The following is a 20546-nucleotide window of genomic DNA, read 5'->3' as shown; positions in this document are numbered from 1 at the left end:
AAATCCCCAAAAGCTGGCTTGAATTTTTCACTTTTAATTTTTAATTAACCAATTACCACTTAATAAATTACCAAAAAAGAGGGAAGCTAGCTATATGTTTCAAATCCGAAAATATTCGGTAATGCTAATATCATTGATAGCTATCCTAACGCTAAATTGCTCTGTAGGTTCTCCGCGAAACTGCAACTGAATATAATTGTCTAATTTTCTCGATTGAGCATTTAGAAATACTGCTCCCGAACTATCTAGAACGGTGAGATTAACTCCTGCGGGCAAGTAGATTTGATTCCCAGTGGCGTGCAATTGGAGACGAATACTGGTTTGTTGATCTTCTTCTAGGCTGATTTCCACAATCAACATGACGGGTTGGTTGAGAATTTGGATACCCAAATCAATCAGTTTTGCCCGTTTAGTAATTGATTCTGGTTCTTTAAGGGTATTTAGTTCCAAAGTTTCAGTACTGCGAAAAACATAAGCTGGTCTGAGTTCCGGCACGTTCCACAGGGATTCAATAGTCTGCCAACCTGTCTCAAATATACCAGCAAACCACTGATTTAAATTCACCAGTGAACTAACTGGGGATTGGCGCAGTTGACTCAGGTGGTCGATAAACGCTTCCAATGGTTGCAGTTGTTCTAAAGGCAGTGTTTCAGTTGCGACACTAGGCATAAAACCAAGCAGCCTCGCTTCTTGGAGCGATTCATCAAATTGAACTACTAAATAACCTACCCGTTCTTCCCAGGTTTCTGGAGGAATGGAACATATCTGCTGGTGTTCCTGCACAGGGCGACACTCTAGACGACCAACTGAGGGCACCTCTAAGTCAGCTATATTCCCACAGAGGCGCATGATGGAATTCCAGCTGTCACTAGCTTGGAGGTCAGTAGGAATATCCATCATTTCCAAGTAGTCATTCACCACCCACACAGCCAGCGTATTCAGCCGAACTTGTTCTGCTTTTTCAGGATTTGGCTGCTGGTCAGCAAATTGCTGGGCAGTTATGCGAGCTGATTGGGAAATCGGCAATGTTAAAGCGAAATCGTCTAGCTTATAAGTGGAGTTATTCATAAGTCAATCCCTAGTGAGCAATGCTGCTATATACATATCACCCGCATTCACTAAATTTATGCCACAAAATAGAGAATGATTATTGCAAAATTGGGGATTGAGAGGTTTGAGGTTCTGAGGTGGATGAAGGGAGTTCTCAAAGAGATGAATGAGTCTCTAATTTTCTTTGTTCCCAGTTTCCAATCCCCAAATCACAACCAATTGCCAATCAACACATAAGCAGACCAAAAGCTTGGCGCTCTGTAGTTAGCATTTTTCAGCAGTTGTAGCTGGGCAAGGTGGACAGCTTTGGCTTTGGTGATTTTGCCACTGTTGAGTTTTTGATAGAAGGCACTAACAAACATTGCTGTCGATTCATCATCAATCTGCCACAGCGAGGCTATGGTACTGCGTGCCCCAGCTCGGACAGCTGCTCCTGCAAGACCCAGTGCTGCACGCTTGTCTCCTGTTGCTGTTTGGCAAGCACTCAAAACTAATAGTTCTACTATGGTTTTACCCTGACTGCTGAAGAGAGTATCAAAATCCTTGACATTGATCTCACCATCAAAATCCAAAATAAAAGTGTCTTCAAGGCGGGAACTAAACTGACCGTGGGTTGCTAAATGCACTATGTTGAATGGAGCAGCACCAATTTTACTCTCTAAATTCTTTTTCTTAAAATCTTTATCTAGTAGGCTAGTTGTCGAGATTCCTGCTTTGCTAATCCCGTCGAATTCAGATTCTATCGCAAGCAACGGTGCAAAGTTGGAAAAACCTGGTGGCGGCTTAGTCAATCCTGCGGTTAGCGCTTTTAGTTGCTGTTTTACCAGTGGTTTAGGGCTGAGGAGTTGCAGACCGACGCTCAGAGCAATTGCATATTTCTCTACCAAGTATTTCTTGCCATCGTAGAGAGCTGCCATTGGTAAATTGCGTAACGGGCCATCTAAGACGAACACTAGGGTATCTACCCGACTTTTTTGCAATTCTGACTCAATCGGTTTGAGTAGCCAGTTATAAACTTGGTACGAGTGGGTTTGGACGGCTTTGGTAGCGGTGGGATCAACAAGATTTTTTTGCAGTTCTACTAAGAGTTTCTCTACTTCTATCCGGGAAATCTGAGTAGTGTAGCTTTGCAGGGGTTGTTTGGGAATTTTGACAATTACCTGGAGTTCTTTTTGAAGAATAATCGGATAGAGGATGGCAGCTCTGGCATTTTCTTTGTCTACTACTTGATCGAGGGCTACTCTCTGACCTTGCAGGCAAGCTTCCTGGAAGAAGTTGTCCAATTCTGCTAGTTGGAGTGCTTCAATCCGCTCTCGTGCTTTCTCCAATATTTTTTCATCTGATTTTTCTTTTTGGGATTTCAGTAGTAACTCTACTGACTCTCGGTAGACGGGTTCTACGCTGTCCCGGAAGGTGAATTGCACATCCTGATTCAATACATTACTGACTATTAAATCTCTGCGGAGAGACTCGAGAGTTTCCACAGCAAGATCATATGCCCTAATCGCACCATTAATATCTTTTTGTGCCCGGAGCAATCTACCTAACTGCCACTCCAAAGTATAGATAATTTCTGGTGCATTGCTGCTCTGTGCCAAAGCTAATCCTTGCAGGGTCAGGTCTTGCGCTTTTGACCACTGTCCGGTTTCTTCGTACAAACCGCCTAAACTTTTCAGAGCATAGGCTTCTGCCCGCTTGTCCCCTAAACTGCGGGATTGCTGGATGGCCCTGGCGAGTAATACTGCTGAGTCTTTTGTGCTGAATTCAGAGTAGTAATTCTGACTAGATGTTGGTAACACACCACTCTTGATTTTTAAGATACTTTGTGAATAATTAATTTGAGCGTAAATATTAGCACGGCTGAGGGGGAGTTGATCGAGTTGGGACTCAATCAATGGTGAGAGAGTGTGAACCTCTGCCCATCGTTGATCTTCAATGAGTAGGCTCAGTTGATTAAGTTGCGCTTGTACTTTTGTCAGGGGTGAAGGAGATGCAGCAACTGTTTGTTGATAATAGGCGATCGCCTGTATATTGTCTTGTTTTTTACGGGCATGATTCCCCAGACTGAAAAGACTTGCCGCAATATCAGTACTTGATTGCAGATGTTGAGCAATCATTAGACTTTCTTCTAGCGCCTGGTATGACTTTTCCAAATTTCCCACTACCAAAAGGGCATCACCGAGCGATCGCAAACTCACTGTCTTTTCTCTAGAGTCTGGTTGAGATTTTAACGTCTGACTTACCTCTTCGAGTGTTTTGACAGCCCGAGGGTAAAGTCCTTGGCTTCGCAACGCCTGTGCTTGATTGATTAGCGATCGCACCACACCGCTTTGATCATTTGCTTGCCTGTAAATTTTTTCCGTCCACCGCCAAGTTTCTAAAGCCTCTTCGGCCTGTCCCATTGTCAGTTGGAGACGACCTTGAATATCCAGTGATTGGGCAAATATTTTTTGCAGATTTTGGTTTTCATCCAGTCCTTTGAGCAAATTTAAGCTCTCTGTAATTGCCTGCTGTGCCTGAATCCATGCACCCAGTTGCTGGTAAGCTAGGGAAAGATTACTTAGTGTTACTGCCAGGCTAAGGCTGTCCCTTTGCTGCTTAGATGCTTGGACAGCCTGTTGTAACACTTCTACCGCCTTGGTAAAGTTTCCAGCATTGTATAAAATTTGGCCCTGCTCTAATAGTGAGGCGGGGTCTGCGGCCACAGCCAGCGACATAAGACTATTAATTGGTAGTTGGGATGAGGAATTAATTGAGCCAGGAACTTTTGCCAGTACGGGTGAACCAAGGATGCATATCAAAGCTATTAGGAAGTACAAAGGCAAACGTAAAAAGTGAGCTAGCGTGGTCTTCTCCCAACACCGTGGCTGTTTTTGCCTTTTAACTTTTATAGAATTCGCGCCAAAAATCGTAGTTGGTTTAGTCACAAGCATGACAAAAGATAAGTGATAACCAAGAACGCACAGGATTAACTGTAGGTGTTTGGGCTACCAGGGTAATGTTACCATTCACATCCATTACTTATCCCTGAGCCTTCCACAATCTTATTTTTCGTGGGTTGGATGAGGTTTTACTGGCTAAATCTCTACTTACCCGGAGCCGTTCGATCTCTTTAGGACTTAGGCAGACTCTACGAATTATTCTGGTGCGATCACCCCTTAGAGGTTAGTGTTCTTGGTACACCAGTCGCCTCAACGGCGGGAAAGAAAGGAAGTTTGGATGCGTGCAGCGGGCTGTGCCAAAAGAACTTGATAGTAAAGCAATAGCGCTTGTTTAGATTTTCCTAAATCATTATAGACAGAAGCAATATTATTCAAGGTAGTTGCTTCACTTCCCAAAATCCAAACTTTAAAGTTGCAAAATGTAAAGAGAATCATCTGATCGCCATTCTGAACGAGCCAGAGCATAATACACTACATCTAAGTTATAAAACTGAGCATTTTTCCGGTATTTCAAGCCGCATTTCTCCATCACACGACGCGAAGCTATATGTTCTGGTGCAGTGATGGCGACGATATGATCTAGCTTGACTTCCTCAAAGCCATACCTCAAACTTACCTTTGTGGCTTCGGTGGCAATTCCTTGATTCCAATAAGCTTCATCTAACCGATAGAGAACTTCGACTTCAGGGCTATTTGGTAAAAAATTCAGCCCACAATGACCAATTAATTTGGCGGTGGCTTTTTCCACTACAACCCAGATACCAAAACCGTGCTGTTGCCAGTGTATAATAAAAAATTTTAATATTTCCTGTGTTACTTCTTTGACCTGATCTTTTGGTATCGGCCCTCTGGATGAATACCTCATAACTGCTGGGTTACTCAAAATGGGAGCAAGTTCATCCAGGTCTTGAGGAGTACATGGTCTCAGTAGCAGTCTTGCAGTTTCTATCTCAGGCATGATATCAGAGCAGGAGGCCAAACACTACTTTAAACAAGCGTATTTTTTTTTTGCAAACATTAATATAATGCTCTTACTATGAGCATCTACCAATCTCTCAAAAAATCTTATACGCAACATCGTCGGGGTGAAAATGACTGGCGGTTGTTTTTGCGTTTAGTGCCTTATGCCCGTCGTAGCGGAGGACTGTTGACGCTGTCGATGTGCCTACTCATACCGATCGCGCTAGCTAATGCCATACAACCACTGTTGATTGGCCAAACTATCTCCCTAATTCGCAATGAACCAAGCACTTACGAATTTCTCAGGAATCGCCCCTTCTCGCAAGGGCTAAATATCCTGGAGGGATTATTGGTAATTTCGATCGCAATCCGATTGATTGTGACAGGCTACCAGGGTTATCTAGTCCAGAAGTTAGGGCAACAAATCACCGCAGCAATTCGCCAAGACTTATTCCAGCATGTGACATCTTTAGCAGTACGCTTTTTTGACCGCACGCCTGTAGGTAAATTAATCACCAGAATCACCAGCGATGTGGAAGTGTTAGGCGATGTCTTTTCTACTGGGGCAATTGGCATTGTGTCCAATTTGTTTTCCATGCTGGTGATTTTGGGTTTAATGTTTTCCATCCAATGGCAACTCACTTGCTTGCTGCTATTGATGTTGTTACCAGTAACCTGGTTAATTGTTTACATTCAGCAACAGTACCGCAAAGCCAATTACAAAGGACGGGAAGAACTTTCTACCCTGAATTCACAGCTACAAGAAAATGTCCTCGGCATTAACGTGGTGCAGTTGTTCCGCAGGGAAAAATTCAATGCCGAATTGTTTCGCGCCACGAACAGTCAATACACTCAGCAAATGGATCAAACCATCTTTTATGATTCATTTATTTCAGCAACCTTGGAATGGATTGGTCTGATTGCGATCGCAGGTGTTTTGTTGGTAGGTGGTTGGTTACTATTGGGAAAAAGCTTGACTTTTGGGACTTTATCTGCGTTTGTCTTGTATGCCCAGCGATTATTTGACCCTTTAAGGGATTTTGCGGAAAAATTTACGGTAATTCAAGCTGGTTTCACTGCCATTGAACGCGTAGGCGATATATTAGATGAACCGATAGAAATCCGCGATCGCGCCAATGTGCGCTTCTCAATATTTGATGCTAAATTCGGCTACATAGATGAGATAGTTGCAAATCTAGAATCCTCAGACCTAACTTCTCTGCCTGATCTGGGAGAAATTCGCTTTGATCACGTCTGGTTTGCTTACAAAAATGATGATTACGTAATTAAAGACTTAGATTTCACCATTCATCCTGGTGAAAAAGTGGCATTAGTCGGTCCTACAGGTGCGGGTAAAACATCAATCATCCGTCTTTTGTGCCGCCTCTACGAACCCACCCAAGGACGCATTCTCATAGATGGTATCGATATTCGGGAAGTACCACAGGCAGAATTGCGGCGCTACATGGCAGTAATTTTCCAAGAAGGCTTTTTGTTTGCTGGCGATGTTAAAAGCAACATTTCTTTAGGAGATGGCTATACCGTTGAACAGATTCAACAAGCAGCAGAGCAAACCAATATTGCCCAGTTTATAGAAGAACTACCCCAAGGGTATGATACTCAACTTCGAGAACGGGGTACAAATATTTCTAGTGGTCAAAAGCAACTTTTAGCCTTTGCGCGGGCTGCCATTCGCAATCCCCAAATTTTAGTACTAGATGAAGCTACTGCTAGTTTAGATGTTGGCACAGAAGCTTTAGTTCAAGAGGCATTAAACGAGCTTTTGCTCAGACGTACTGCGATTATTATCGCTCACCGCCTGTCTACGATTCGCAATGTAGACCGGATTTTTGTTCTCAAGCGTGGCGAATTAATCGAGCAGGGAAGTCATGATCAACTACTGCAACAAGGAGGGCTTTACGCTACTTTACATAACTTGCAGATGTTGGGAACTTAGATTGGGAAAGGTCGTATCATCGGGGTTGGTATTTGTTTGCGTTAGCGTGATCGCAATCTGCATTCAATCAACCAGAAGCAGCACTGCAAACTTTAGAAACTGCCAAAGCAGAAACCAAAGCACAATACGATCCAGAGCTTTACATTCAGATTTTGGCAGAGTAATGAGCAAACTACTTTAAAAAAGGTGAATATCGAACTGCATTTCATCTTAAACAAGAACAGCAATATGGTTTCCGTGCTTTCATTGGTGCAGGTAGGTTACAAGCATAACAAACAATAAATAACCCAACTTTACCATCCGCTGAACGGGACTTAAACATTTTTGAGGGAGAAACAAGCCTCAAACCCATGTATGGTAAGGAAAATACACTAAATGCTCAAAAATAGCCCAAACCGATGTATATCAACAAACCAAGCAAAAGGATGTTAAAGTCTTTCTGTATATAGATTTTAGGCTATTTTTTGTCTAATATCATGTCCGGTTGAGTAGTTATAATAAAGAAGGAAAAGTGCAGAGTATCTAAATCTAGGTCTGATGCCAAAGAGGATTGCGATCGCTAACCACTTAAGTACAGAAGAACTGTTTGTTCGTTACCGTCAAGCGGCAGAAGCAACAGAACGTAGCCATTACCAAATAGTGTGGTTATTGGCAACAGGAAAGACCGTAAAAGAAGTATCTGAAGTTACAGGATACACAAAGATTTGGATTTATCAAATTATCAAAAGATATAACCAAGATGGTGCATCGGGTTTGGCAAACAAACGGCATCATAATCAAGGCAAAGAATCACTGCTAACAGATGTTCAACAAGCCCAACTATGGCAGGTATTGTCAGAAAAAGCACCTGATGGCGGATTATGGAATGGGCGTAAGGTAGCAGACTGGTTGTCGCAGCTACTAGGTGAGAAAATAGATCGTCGGCGCGGATGGGAATACCTCAGACAAATGACTTTCCGTCTTCGAGTCACTCGACCTGAACATGGAGAAGCCGATGTGATTGAACAAGAAGACTGGAAAAAAAACTGAATTTGAGGCTGCAATTTCTTCAAGCCAAATATCCAAATGCGGAAATAGAGGTTTGGAGTATGGATGAACACCATTTAGGTCTACATCCGATTTTGCGCCGAGTTTGGATACCAGAGGGAGAATTACCTTTGGCTAGAGTACAACAAAAGTATAAATGGATGTGGTTGTACGGTTTTGTCCATCCAGAATCTGGGGAAACATATTGGTGGATTCTACCTAGAGTTAATACTGAGGTGTTTAATCGAGTCTTGGCTGAGTTTGCTCAAGAGTACGATATTGGAGAAAATAAACGAATTTTACTGACAGTTGACCAAGCTGGTTGGCATACAAGTAACGATTTAATTGTTCCCGAAGGAATTGACTTAATTTATTTACCTGCCTACTCTCCTGAATTGCAACCTGCAGAAAGGTTGTGGCCTCTGACCAATGAAGTAGTTGCTAACTTTTCTCCTGCATCTCTAGATGAGTTAGAAGAGCTTTTGGTCTACCGATGTCAACAGATAATTAAACAACATCATTTAGTCAGAGGATTAACTTGCTATTACTGGTGGCCAAGAACAAGGATAGTTTAAATATAACTAATCATCCGGACATGATATAAGTCACACTAACTTCTAACTCTTAACTCCTAACTTATAACTCTTAAAAAAATCCCCACCCAGGCATTTGTCTGGGTGGGAAATATGAGGTGGGACAAAATAATCTTCCCAAAAGAGGTAGGGGAATTATTTGCTCTCTGTAAAATCAGCGTCAATCACATCGTCGCCGCTACCAGAGCTAGATGTGGAACCGCTATCTTGAGGTTCAGTACCTGGTGTAGCACCGCCACCAGCTTGTTGATAGATATTGCTACCAACAGCGAATAGCGCTTGTTGCAATTCTGGAGTGAGCTTCTTGATTTGCTCATCGTCGTCTTTAGCAACTGCTTCCCGCAGTTCTTTCACCAAACCTTCGACTTTGGTCTTATCAGCAGGAGGAACTTTATCGCCCAATTCTTGTAGCTGCTTCTCAGCTTGGTATGCTAAGGAGTCGGCTTGGTTCTTGCGTTCAATCTTCTCACGCCGTTCTTTGTCAGATGAAGCGTTTTGTTCAGCTTCTCTCACCATCCGGTCAACGTCACTTTTATCCAGGGTGGAAGCACCAGTTATACTGATGGACTGTTCTTTAGAAGTACCCTTGTCCTTAGCGGTGACGTTAAGGATACCGTTGGCATCAATGTCGAACACCACTTCAATTTGAGGAACACCGCGTGGTGCAGCAGGAATACCATCGAGGCGGAAGGTTCCCAAGCTCTTGTTATCGTTAGAGAATTCGCGTTCACCTTGGAGGACGTGAATTTCTACGTTGGTTTGACCATCCACTGCGGTGGAGAAGACTTCAGATTTTTTGGTGGGAATTGTCGTGTTGCGGGGGATAATTTTGGTCATCACGCCGCCTAAGGTTTCTACACCCAAAGACAGCGGTGTCACATCTAACAACAAGATGCCAGTTACATCACCAGCCAGTACCCCGGCTTGAATGGCTGCACCAACTGCTACGACTTCATCAGGGTTAACGCTTTGGTTGGGGTCTTTACCCAATACCTGCTTCACAATCTGTTGGACTGCGGGAATGCGGGTAGAACCACCAACTAACACCACTTCATCAATATCGCCTTTGTTTAACTTGGCATCCCGAAGAGCGTTTTGCACAGGAATACGGCAACGGTCGATTAAGTCAGAGCAAAGTTCTTCAAACTGGGCGCGAGTTAGGGTTGTATCCAGGTGCTTGGGCCCATCCTGGGTAGCGGTGATAAATGGCAGGTTTATTTCTGCTTGGCTAACGCTAGAAAGCTCAATTTTGGCTTTTTCTGCGGCTTCCGTCAGACGCTGTAAGGCTTGTTTGTCTTTCCGCAGGTCAATACCTTCGGCTTTCTTGAACTTCTCAGCTAAGAAGTCAACTATTTTTTTATCGAAGTCGTCACCGCCGAGGTGGGTATCACCAGATGTGGCTAGTACTTCAAAAACTCCATCTCCTACTTCCAGCACAGATACGTCGAAAGTACCACCACCAAGGTCAAATACGAGAATGGTTTCGTTACTCTTCTTGTCAAATCCATATGCCAGAGAAGCAGCGGTAGGCTCGTTGATAATCCGCAGAACTTCAATACCTGCAATTTTACCAGCGTCTTTCGTTGCTTGCCGTTGGGAGTCGTTAAAGTATGCCGGAACGGTGATTACAGCTTGGGTTACGGTTTCGCCCAGGTATTTGCTGGCATCTTCAACTAGTTTGCGAAGAACTTTTGCAGAAATTTCTTCCGGAGCAAACGGTTTACCAACTATGGGACAATCTAATTTAACATTGCCGTTGCTGCTGAGGACTTTGTAAGAAACTTCTGTAGCTTCGTTACTAACTTCGTCGTAGCGGCGTCCGATAAAGCGTTTGACTGAGTAAAACGTATTTTCGGGGTTCATCACCGCTTGGCGTTTGGCGATTTGACCAACCAAGTTGTCACCATTTTTCGCAAATGCAACCACTGATGGTGTTGTCCGAAAACCTTCAGCATTAGCAATTACTGTGGGTTTACCACCTTCCATCACTGCCACGCAGGAGTTCGTTGTTCCTAAGTCAATTCCAACTACTTTTGCCATTTTTAGGTGCTGGCTCCGTATAACTACAAATGAATGAATGAGAATATAAAGGACTAAATTTTGAACCAACAGGGTCAATAAATCAGCCAGTTCAGCATGAAGACCTTTGGTTTGGCTTTCCTGGGATTAAAACTCCAGACTATGCTGATATATATACTGAAGCTTAGTGGTAGCCAGTCCATGAAGGGTGGTTTCCCGAACCTTGCTTAGGACGGTTAAACTAACTAAATAGTTTTTTTAGTTGGTTCATAGATTGATTTCCTTTTCTTTGTCTAATGTATGAGAATTAATACTTTCAGTAATTAGGGTGAACCGTAACGGCAGAGTGGTGTTTGCCGTCTTTAGAGGTAATAAATTACAAAAGCACTGAGGATAGAACGAGATTAAAAGGCGCGATCACTTCTGTAATTACGTATAATCGGCAATATTTGGGGATTGGGCACTTGTACTGAGCATCTCGACTTGCGGACATGGAGCCGTAGCCGTAAAGCCTACGGCATAGCTACGCTTAGGGCGCAGCCTCTCTAAGAGTTGTATGGGGCATTGAATAAAATATTACTTAGCACGGGCTAAACCATAGCTATCCGCTAACAGCACTCACTTAAGCCTAGAGAAAAGAGTTTCCCAATCAATCACAGGTGGTCTTTGTCCTTGGTTGACGAGTTCAAAAATTTTCCCAGCACTACTTGGCTGAAAAAGGCATTCCACACAAGCGCTGGCTACGTCAATCCGGCTGGCATCACCCGAAAGTGTATCCCCTGTACCTAGTACTACACCGTATTTACCCCCTGTTTTTGCCTTCAGGAGGGTATTGAGATCGTATGAGGTATAGGGCCCGTCAATGAGGCGTCCTGCGCGGATAACAGTGTAGGGTAATCCGGAATTAATAATGGACTCCTCGCCCTTTTGTTTGGCATCCAAGACGCCAAAAGCATTAAGAATACTAAAAGGAAACTTATCTTTACGGAGAATTCCACAAGAAGAGACGAAAACGAATCGCTTCAAATTCCGGGGTGCTGCTGCCACTAGGTTGCTTACACCTTGGGCATCGACCTTTGCTGGACTATTCTTTGCCTTTGCCTGACTAGATTGGGGGTTAAGAAAAATTGTTCCCCATTCAAGCAAGTTCGGGGATTGGTCAAACTCCCATTTCGTAGAGGGAAAGGCAGTGGTTCCAGTACAATTTATGATGTGGGTGACATCTGGCATTGCGGCTGGCAGTGTAGCTGGCTGGCGGATGTCACCAACGGCAATTTCCACTCTTTGGTTAAACATCTCTTCAGCTTTTGCAGCATTGCGTGTCAGGACGCGAACTTTCAAACCCTTTTCTAGCAGTTTGCCTACCACCAGTTGCCCCACTCCACCAGTGGCACCAGTAACTAATACCAAATCTTTAACTGAAGTTTCAAAAGAAGTCATAAAGTGCCTTTGAGATAGTCTATTGCTAATTTACTAAAAAATGCGATGTCTACAACGGGCACAGCTGCGGCACATCGCAGAAATAGACCCAGATTAAAAATTTTGCTAATGGCTGTTAATTCTGTAGCTTATAGGCTGACAACTGGGAATTTTAGAATTAGGGCAAACTCCCTAAAACTAAATCAGCACAGTAGCCAGCACTTGAGGTTTCAAGCAAGCAATGAAAATTAGCCAAAAATTAATTTCGGGTATTCTAGGAATGGCTACTCTCTCAGGAACTATTGGTGCAATTAGTGCCAATCAGCAATTGAATATAGCTAAGTATCTTGCTGAACAAGAGGCTGAAGAAGTTGCTGGACTACTGGGATATTTCGTAAGTCATGAGCTTGAGTCCCAGAAGATGCGATCGCCAAATCAGATGCTAACCCAGTTGCAAGAGAATGTTCAAGCACTACATAAGCAACGTCAGCATGATCTGGAGATTGTAGACCGCAATAAAATCATTCTGGCAGATGTAGTTCCGGAAGACATTGGTACGCGATTAGATCACGATCTCAATAATGAAGTTGGTAAAACTATTCACGATGGTATACCAAGGACCTATGTTGAGACCAGTTCTGAATACCCTTTGGGTATTCAATTGATTGCTGTTGCTTTTAAGACTAGCAACGGTGAAACTATTGGTGCAATAATTTTGGAATATACACCACTTTACAAAGCAGCACTAGCAACAGCCCATAAAAATATTGTTGTCACGTCAGTGATTAGTTTGGGATGTGGCATACTGGCATTATCAGTAGGCTATTTAATCTCTAGAAGCATCTCAAAACCGATTAAACAACTCCAGCAAGCTGTGGTGAATCTGGCTGAAGGTAAGTTGGACACCAGAGTTAGTATTCGGTCCCAGGATGAAATTGGTGAGTTAGCTACTTCGTTCAACAAAATGGCGGACGATCTGCAACATTCCAGAGATGAGTTGCTCAATGCTAATGAACAATTACGAGACAAAATTACGGAGCGCCAGCAGGCAGAAGCAGAACTTCAGCAAGCTCTAAAAGACCTGCAAAAAACCCAAATCCAATTAATTCAATCAGAAAAAATGTCAAGTCTGGGTCAACTAGTGGCCGGAGTTGCCCATGAAATCAACAATCCAGTTAATTTTATCTATGGCAACCTCCAACACGCTGATGATTACACTCAACAGTTGCTGCAATTAATTAAGCTTTATCAAAATTATTATCCCTACCCAGAGCCAGAAATTAAAAATGCTAACGAAGAAGCAGATATTGAGTACCTAACAGAAGATTTGCCTAAGATATTAACCTCAATGAAGATGGGGGCTAGACGCATCCGGGAAATTGTCTTCAGTCTACGAATTTTCTCTCGTTTGGATGAAGCTGAATTTAAAACAGCTGATCTCCATGAAGGAATCGACAGTACACTGTTAATTTTGCAACACCGAATCAAAGCACAAAATAATCGCCCTCAAATTCAAGTAGTCAAAGAATATGGTGAAATTCCTCAAATCCAGTGTTTTGCAGGGCAAATGAATCAGGTATTTATGAACCTCTTGGCAAATGCAATCGATGCTTTAGAAGAGGGTTTCCAAAAAGAACTTTGTCCAAATCCCTTGATTCGTATTTCTTCTGAACAGGTAAATGAAAATGCCGTGATTCGGATTGCTGATAATGGAGCAGGAATTCCAGAAGAAATCCAGTCGCGTTTATTTGACCCTTTTTTCACCACGAAACCAATTGGTAAAGGGACTGGTATGGGATTATCGATCAGCTACCAGATAATTACTGAAAAGCATGGTGGATCTTTGCAATGCATTTCATCACCGGGACAGGGTGCAGAGTTTGTAATTGCAATCCCGATTCGAGTAGGGAAATCAGCACAATTATCAATCAAAGATCGCCATGATCGGGTAACAAGGTAAGCGCGAGTGTTTTTCAGCCTATAAATAACTGCGATCGCACTTAGAGGGGAAATTGCGCTCGAATTGTTCGGTTCTACCACTGTCATCAGTACACAAATAGCTATAACCTCTTAAGTAGTAGTGAAATGTCTACCTAGACGCTGTTAGTCGCTCTTGAATTAAGGGGTGAAAGCCTGTGTATGAATGGATATTGCCAAGCCTGAGCGAAATCTTGGCTGAAAATCAATCAAGTGTAGCTGAATGTTCACCTGCTAAAGCAGAGCGGCAGTGGCGTGTCAGCCTCACAGCGACAGAACATCTGCTATTAAATACTTTAGCAGGTGGTTCAAGAAACATAACCCAAGGATTAGTTTTAGCTGCACCAGCGCCCTTATTTAGTCAGCCAAAACTGACTCAAAGCTTACAGACAGTAACTTTTACGGCAAAACCATTTAACCCCTTGGCGCTGATGCCATTTCAGATGCCAGATGCGATGTTTGCGGCGGACTACGCCAACGTATCTGTAAATGAAGAAATTGCTCTTCATGAATCAGTACTTCCCTTATTACCTGCCGATCCGCTAGGGGCAGAACAGTTTTGCCTAGTTTTCACAGATAAATTTAGATTAGTGCTAGTTTTAGCGACACACAAAAACGGTAAAAAAACCTTTTCATTTTCTTTTGAGCCAGAAGTAGTGCAGCAGGCTTGGCGATCGCTAGGAGCAAGGGTAATGCTGGCTAATCCAGAATTTTTTGCCCGCCTGGATGTATTAGTCCAACAGTATTCCCCGGTAGCACCAGATTGCCGCGTCGTGCTTGAGTTTAGCCAATTGTTGCTTCAGGAATTAACAGAAGTCGAAGAGACTAGGGACTCCTTACTAGGGACTGGGGAAGAAGCTCTTGAGCAGGGGAGCAGAGTTTTCCCCAATGCCCAATCCCCAAATCCTGACGTGGAATTGCTCCAAGCCTTCGCTCACGAAGTCCGCACACCTTTAACAACTATTCGCACCATGACTCGCCTGTTGTTGAAGCGGCGAGACTTAGATGCTAGCGTGATCAATCGCTTAAAAATTATCGATCACGAGTGTACCGAGCAAATTGACCGCATGGAGTTGCTGTTTAAGGCAGCAGAACTGGAAACTACTGCTTCAGTAAAATCTTCAAAAACTCAACTCACGCCGATGTCTTTAGATCAGGTGTTGCAGCAGAGCATTCCCCGTTGGGAACAAGCAGCGCATCGGCGGAACTTAACTTTAAATGTTATTTTACCCCAGCAACTACCAACAGTGGTAAGCAATCCCACAATGCTGGATCAGGTACTTAGTGGGTTGATAGAGAATTTCACTCGCAGCTTACCTGCTGGTAGCCATATTCAAGTACAAGTTGTTCCGGCTGGAGATCAACTAAAGTTACAATTATCGCCCCAATTCAGGTGCAAAGATTCCAATAAAGCTGCCATACCTGGAACGCCGCCAATTCGCAAAGCACTTGGTCAATTGCTGATGTTCCAACCAGAAACGGGTACGATTAGTTTGAATATTGCCGCAACCAAGCATTTGTTTCAGGCGATCGGTGGCAAACTGATTGTACGCCAGCGTCCACACTATGGGGAAGTTTTGACGATTTTCCTGCCTTTAGAAGTTAGCAACAAGCACAAGTCAGGAGCTAAAAGTTAGGAGTCAATCAATTTTGGATTTTGGACTTTCCTGCGGAACGCTACGCGAACGGCTACGCTCAGTATTAAAGTGAAATGGTGTAACCCGTCGAACTCACGTTAATTTATGCGAACACAATAGACCCCTCAAACTCACGTTAAATTAAACAGTAATTAAATTTCTCTGACTTGCCATCTGTAAAAATGGATGTAAATTCTCGCTAAGAGCCAAGCATACATTATTTGCAAAAATCAAAAGGAAAATATGGCAAGTTTTGAAGTAATTGAACGAGAAAGTTTACGTTTAGTCAAAGTAACTTTGCAAAACGAAACAGTCAGGACTGAATCTGGTGCTATGTACTATATACGTGGTAACATTCAGATGCAATCTAAAGCCCCTTCAGCAGGGGGGTTTTTAAAATCCCTAGCCACAGGAGAAAATATTTTCCGTCCTACATATACAGGTACAGGTGAATTATATTTAGAGCCTTCTTTATCGGGATATCACATCCTAGAATTAGACGGTAGTGAATGGATTTTAGATAGTGGCGCTTATTGGGCTAGTGATGGCACCGTAGAAGTAGGAATTGAACGAAACAAATTTTTATCAGGCTTAGTTGGTGGCGAGGGCTTGTTTCAAACAAAAGTTAAAGGCAGGGGTACAGTGGTGATGGCAGCACAAGGCCCTGTAGAAGTAATAAATTTACGAAATGACCGATTAGTCGTCGATGGAAATTTTGCGATTGCTCGCACAAATACCTTAATTTATCGCGTTGAAAAAGCTACTAAATCTCTCTTAGGTTCAATGACTTCTGGTGAGTTTTTCGTCAATAGTTTTGAGGGAACTGGTACTGTATTGCTAGCTCCTGTACCTTATTGGCAAGTCATGATGCTCCGCCAAATTACTGCCGCGCTACCAAAAACTTCTAGCTAAGAATCATCAGTAAGCTTGGGAAAACAAGGAATTAAAAATTAATTATTCACAATTCAACTAATTAGATTTTTCTTAAAATTTTAATTCCTTTTATTAACTTTCTGAGCCAGAGAAATTATGCAAAAGTTTGTGATGCTGTTTTCTAATTAATTTTAAACAAAGACAAAATTGGATAGCACCAGAAAGTTAACTCAGGAGATAATCATAACTGATCAGTCATTTTCTATTGCGATCGCTCTTGGGGTATTGCCAACAGTTGGCAGTTGTACTGTAAATGTGGAACCTTCATATAATTTACTTTTTACAGAAATAGATCCGCCACAGCGCAGCAGCAATTGCTGTACAATTGTTAATCCCAACCCAGCACCTCCATAATTTTCAGTTGCTGCTGTACGCACCCGATAAAATCGGTCAAAGATTTTGGGAATTTCGTTTTCAGCAATACCGATACCTGTGTCGCGGAATTCTAATTGGACATAATCGCCTTGAATCCGGGCACGCACCCATACTTGACCTCCATTGGGAGTAAACTTAATGCTGTTGTGCAGCAGATTAATCACAATCTGCCTCAGCCCACCACTCACACACCAAATAGATGGAAGTTCAGTAGGTACGGTGTAGGCTACCATGATCCCTTTTTCTTGGGCCACAGGTTGGTAGGTACTGACTACTCCAGGTACAATATCTGAGAGCTGCACTGACTCTAAAGCCGTCCCTTCTAAATTACGTTCCATCTGCACCAGTTCCAATAAACCAGTAATTAGGGAATTTTGGTGATCACACTGGGTATTTAACATCTGTAAATAACGTTGTCGCTGCGGGGGTTTGAGATTAGGGGAATTCAATAACGAAAGTGCTGTCTTCATATGCGTCAGAGGTGTACGCAGTTCGTGACATAGATTATTCAGATATTCATCTTGGAGTTGGTCTTTGTTGTGCAGTTCTTGATTTAGCTGCTGCAACTTGGTAGTGCGGGCTGTAATGATTTGACGATTAATTTCATCTTGTCGCAGGAGTTGTTTTGTAAACAGTTGATTTATCAGTGCGGCTTGGGGCGCAGTTGGACAAATAAAATCAATCGGTATTGGGGATGATTCTGGCGCAATCGCTTGTTGGATACCATTTAATACTTGCTGAATTACTCTCCCCTCGACAGTAGTTATAATCAGCAACGGCTGGTTTTTATTAGTATTTAACTTCCCCGATGTCTGATTTTTGCGTTTTTTAAGTGGTCGATGAGCCAAAATTAAACTGCAAAACTGGGGCGATAACACTATCAGAAAGCTTTCGCGTCGCAGTTGGCTATCTGGTGGTAGGTGAACGGGGACATCATAAGGAGATGAGAGGATATTTTCTTCCCCTGTTCCCCCATTTCCCCCTTTCCCACTCTCGTCAATCTGGCAAGTATAAATGAAACTAGATGCACCTACGGAGGATTGATAACGCGCTAATTCTGATTGCCAAATTTTTTCTGGTGGTAGCTTCACCCATAAAGTGGCTGCAATTTGCTGCTCAATTAGTAAGTCAATTTGCGCTCTCACCAGTGATAGCAGAGTAGCAGGACTGAGGGACAATGGTTTAGGAGGCACTTGCACTCCCATAACCAGTTCATAAACAGACAGATCCTTAGCTAGAGAAACGTTCATGAGTCAAGCACAACAAGGATGAAGCAAGAAATAATTCTGTCTTCGATTTTCACCTTTATGTGTGCATTTTTTACAAAATCTGCATGGAAAAAAAACATGAACTTGAATTATGGGCGATTTTAATTTTGTGGAATACACATTTTAGGGTAGTACAGCTAGCTGTGCTACCCTACTTGTAATTAGGCTTGTATGTTCAGTCTTTCGTGTAAAGCATCGCGTGCATGTTCTCGGTCATCAAAATGGATTTTTTCAGTACCGAGAATTTGGTAGTCTTCATGACCTTTACCAGCAAGCAAGACTCCATCACCTGGTTGTGCTTGTAAAATAGCAGTCCGAATTGCGATCGCTCGATCGCAAATTACACTTGGCTGCACTGTGTCAGCAATTCCCGCCAAAACATCTTTCAAAATCCTTTCTGGGTCTTCAGTCCGGGGATTATCCGATGTCACCACAGCTATGTCTGCTAATTCAGCAGCAATTTTACCCATTTTTGGGCGCTTAGTGCGATCGCGATCGCCGCCACAACCAAACACGCAAATCACTTTACCAGGTATAAACGGACGTGCTGCTTTCAGCAAATTTTCCAAACTATCAGGTGTGTGAGCATAATCCACAATCACGCTAATATCTTGGTCAGGACTAATCTCTACCCGTTCCATCCGTCCAGGAACTCCCGGAAACTCAGGGATCACAGATGCAAGTAACTGCAAATCTAGCCCTAAGTGTAAAACTGCTCCTGCGGCTGCTAGAAGATTTTCTAAATTATATTGACCAACTAGGGGCGATCGAAAAGCCACGTCACCTTTTGGTGTATGTAATATACCACTGACACCATTCGGCTGGTAACTTAAATCACTCATCCAGAAATCAGCGCTGTTGTCGTTGACACTGTAACTCCAGACCCGTTCGGAATCCAACGAGGCAATTAACCGCTTCCCGTAGGAATCATCAGCATTAATTATTGCCCGTCCCTTGAGATAATCAGGGCTAAACAACAACGCTTTGGCAGCAAAGTAATCTTCCATGTCGCTGTGATAGTCGAGATGGTCTTGAGTAAGATTACTGAACACCGCCACCTCAAATTGACAACCTAATACTCTACCTTGGGCCAAAGCGTGGGAACTTACTTCCATCACCCCGAACTCACTACCAGCATTTATAGCTTCTCTTAGCTGCTGTTGCAGTTCCACCGCAAAGGGCGTAGTGTAGGCAGCAGTTTGCTCAAAACCTGCCCAACGAGTGTAAAGAGTTCCCATCAAAGCTGTAGCTAGATTAGCTTTGATCAGCAGAAATTCGATTAGATGAGTAGTTGTAGTTTTGCCATTTGTACCAGTTACACCCACCAGCTTGAGTTTTTGTCCTGGATAACCGTAAAAAGCACTGGCTATCTGGGCACAAGCTTGAGTTATGTTACTTGCACTGATCACCACAGCCTGATTTGTGGAAGGATTTTTCTGTGCAGCTTCCGGGGAGACGATCGCTGCTACAGCCCCTGATGCGATTGCACTTTGCCAAAAATCCCCACCATCAACCCGTCCTCCTGGCATCCCAATAAACAAATCTCCCACAATACAAGCATGGGAATTCGTCTTCAAACCCCTAACTTCCACATCCTCCATCGGATGGCTAGGCAATTGCTCAACACTATCTACCGCTGTTAGTAATTCCCGCAATTTCATCTTGTGAACCTCGTCACATTCTTAATCTTGGGCTTATTCTGCATTATTTTTTTCTAATTGGCTAAATACTTACGCAACATTTGCTCCAACTGCTGCACACTAGCACGAGGAGAAGGACGCGGCAATGGTGCTTCTATAATTTCTTCCTCCGTGCCACGGACACTTTGCTCAACGGGGGGGAACCCCCGCACGCAAGTGTCCTCCTCTGCGTCTCTGTGGTTCGATAAATAAAGTACTGGCACCTCATACTGATACGCAGCAAACCAATCTTCATGAGTCGTAATATCCCTAATTTCCAACTCGAAGCTGAGATTTTGGATTTGTTCTAGCTTTTCTTGCAAGCCTTCACATAAATGACAGCCGGGTTTACTGTATAAAATTAATCGCATTGTTTGTTTGAGTTGGCGCAAGAAGTTATAAGTTTAGAATAACGTAGACGCTTCGGCTTGCCGCAGGCTACCGCAAAGGACGCAAAGGGCCAAAGGGCGTGAAGGAAGAAAGATGAGAACAGAAAGGTTTAATCTGGGTGAGTATGTTGATCAAATGGCGTTGTTGTTGGATTTACAGCTAAGAGATGAGTATCGTGATGGGGTGGTGGCAAATTTTGAGAGAATTAGGGCGATCGCTAATCTTGTTAATGAGTTTCCTTTGGCTGAAGAAATTGAAGCTGCACCTATATTTGAACCATAATAGCTAGCTTTAGTAGAAATGCCAGTCTGTTAGGGGTTT

At 43.1% G+C, this 20546-nt stretch carries 13 protein-coding genes and 1 pseudogene; 6 read left to right on the top strand and 8 right to left on the bottom strand.

The annotated features are described in order from the left end of the window. Positions 1-99 precede the first annotated feature (99 nt). From V7K40_RS03495 to V7K40_RS03485, 3 genes are all read right to left on the bottom strand, one after another. Complete coding sequence (locus V7K40_RS03495) at positions 100-1068, bottom strand: DUF1822 family protein (RefSeq protein WP_334956761.1); 969 nt, start codon at positions 1066-1068, stop codon at positions 100-102. Positions 1069-1259: 191 nt separating this feature from the next. Next, positions 1260-3983, bottom strand: a complete 2724-nt coding sequence (locus V7K40_RS03490; protein ID WP_334956759.1) for a CHAT domain-containing protein — start codon at positions 3981-3983, stop codon at positions 1260-1262. A 415-nt stretch (positions 3984-4398) separates the two neighbouring features. Further along, positions 4399-4950, bottom strand: coding sequence for a GNAT family N-acetyltransferase (locus V7K40_RS03485; protein WP_334956757.1), 552 nt, complete (start codon positions 4948-4950; stop codon positions 4399-4401). Between the two features lie 78 nt (positions 4951-5028). On the opposite strand from V7K40_RS03485, the gene V7K40_RS03480 reads away from it, so the two are divergent. Next, positions 5029-6909 (top strand): ABC transporter ATP-binding protein, encoded by a 1881-nt coding sequence (locus V7K40_RS03480; RefSeq protein WP_334956755.1) that lies wholly within the window; start codon positions 5029-5031, stop codon positions 6907-6909. Positions 6910-7446: 537 nt separating this feature from the next. After that, a pseudogene (locus V7K40_RS03475) lies at positions 7447-8510 on the top strand (IS630 family transposase). A 153-nt stretch (positions 8511-8663) separates the two neighbouring features. On the opposite strand, the gene dnaK reads toward V7K40_RS03475, so the two are convergent. Both dnaK and V7K40_RS03465 read right to left on the bottom strand, forming a co-directional pair. Continuing rightward, a complete protein-coding gene (gene dnaK / locus V7K40_RS03470; protein ID WP_334956753.1) occupies positions 8664-10568 on the bottom strand; it encodes a molecular chaperone DnaK in 1905 nt (634 codons plus the stop codon). A gap of 597 nt (positions 10569-11165) precedes the next feature. Then, positions 11166-11987 (bottom strand): SDR family oxidoreductase, encoded by an 822-nt coding sequence (locus V7K40_RS03465; RefSeq protein WP_334956751.1) that lies wholly within the window; start codon positions 11985-11987, stop codon positions 11166-11168. A 220-nt stretch (positions 11988-12207) separates the two neighbouring features. On the opposite strand from V7K40_RS03465, the gene V7K40_RS03460 reads away from it, so the two are divergent. The 3 genes from V7K40_RS03460 to V7K40_RS03450 all read left to right on the top strand — a co-directional run bounded on the left by V7K40_RS03460 (position 12208) and on the right by V7K40_RS03450 (position 16492). Further along, positions 12208-13926: an ATP-binding protein gene (locus tag V7K40_RS03460; RefSeq protein WP_334956749.1), complete on the top strand. Its 1719-nt coding sequence runs from the start codon at positions 12208-12210 to the stop codon at positions 13924-13926. A gap of 175 nt (positions 13927-14101) precedes the next feature. Continuing rightward, positions 14102-15580, top strand: coding sequence for a HAMP domain-containing sensor histidine kinase (locus tag V7K40_RS03455; RefSeq protein WP_334956747.1), 1479 nt, complete (start codon positions 14102-14104; stop codon positions 15578-15580). 243 nt (positions 15581-15823) lie between these two features. Further along, positions 15824-16492, top strand: coding sequence for an AIM24 family protein (locus V7K40_RS03450; RefSeq protein ID WP_334956745.1), 669 nt, complete (start codon positions 15824-15826; stop codon positions 16490-16492). 212 nt (positions 16493-16704) lie between these two features. Here V7K40_RS03450 and V7K40_RS03445 read toward each other — a convergent pair whose 3' ends face one another. The 3 genes from V7K40_RS03445 to V7K40_RS03435 form a co-directional block, all read right to left on the bottom strand. Continuing rightward, positions 16705-18138, bottom strand: coding sequence for a DICT sensory domain-containing protein (locus tag V7K40_RS03445; protein WP_334956743.1), 1434 nt, complete (start codon positions 18136-18138; stop codon positions 16705-16707). 179 nt (positions 18139-18317) lie between these two features. Next, positions 18318-19817: a UDP-N-acetylmuramoyl-L-alanyl-D-glutamate--2,6-diaminopimelate ligase gene (locus tag V7K40_RS03440; RefSeq protein WP_334956741.1), complete on the bottom strand. Its 1500-nt coding sequence runs from the start codon at positions 19815-19817 to the stop codon at positions 18318-18320. A 53-nt stretch (positions 19818-19870) separates the two neighbouring features. Further along, the gene (locus V7K40_RS03435; RefSeq protein WP_334956739.1) at positions 19871-20206 is read right to left on the bottom strand and encodes a glutaredoxin family protein; all 336 of its coding nucleotides are present in this window, start codon (positions 20204-20206) and stop codon (positions 19871-19873) included. A 112-nt stretch (positions 20207-20318) separates the two neighbouring features. Here V7K40_RS03435 and V7K40_RS03430 point away from each other — a divergent pair, with 112 nt between their 5' ends. Next, the gene (locus V7K40_RS03430; protein ID WP_334956737.1) at positions 20319-20507 is read left to right on the top strand and encodes a DUF4089 domain-containing protein; all 189 of its coding nucleotides are present in this window, start codon (positions 20319-20321) and stop codon (positions 20505-20507) included. The last annotated feature ends 39 nt before the right edge of the window (positions 20508-20546 follow it).

It is taken from the genome of Nostoc sp., assembly GCF_036917195.1.
GTDB lineage: Bacteria > Cyanobacteriota > Cyanobacteriia > Cyanobacteriales > Nostocaceae > Nostoc.
The sequence above is the reverse complement of the archived record's forward strand: the minus strand, read 5'-3'. Positions and strand labels throughout refer to the sequence as shown.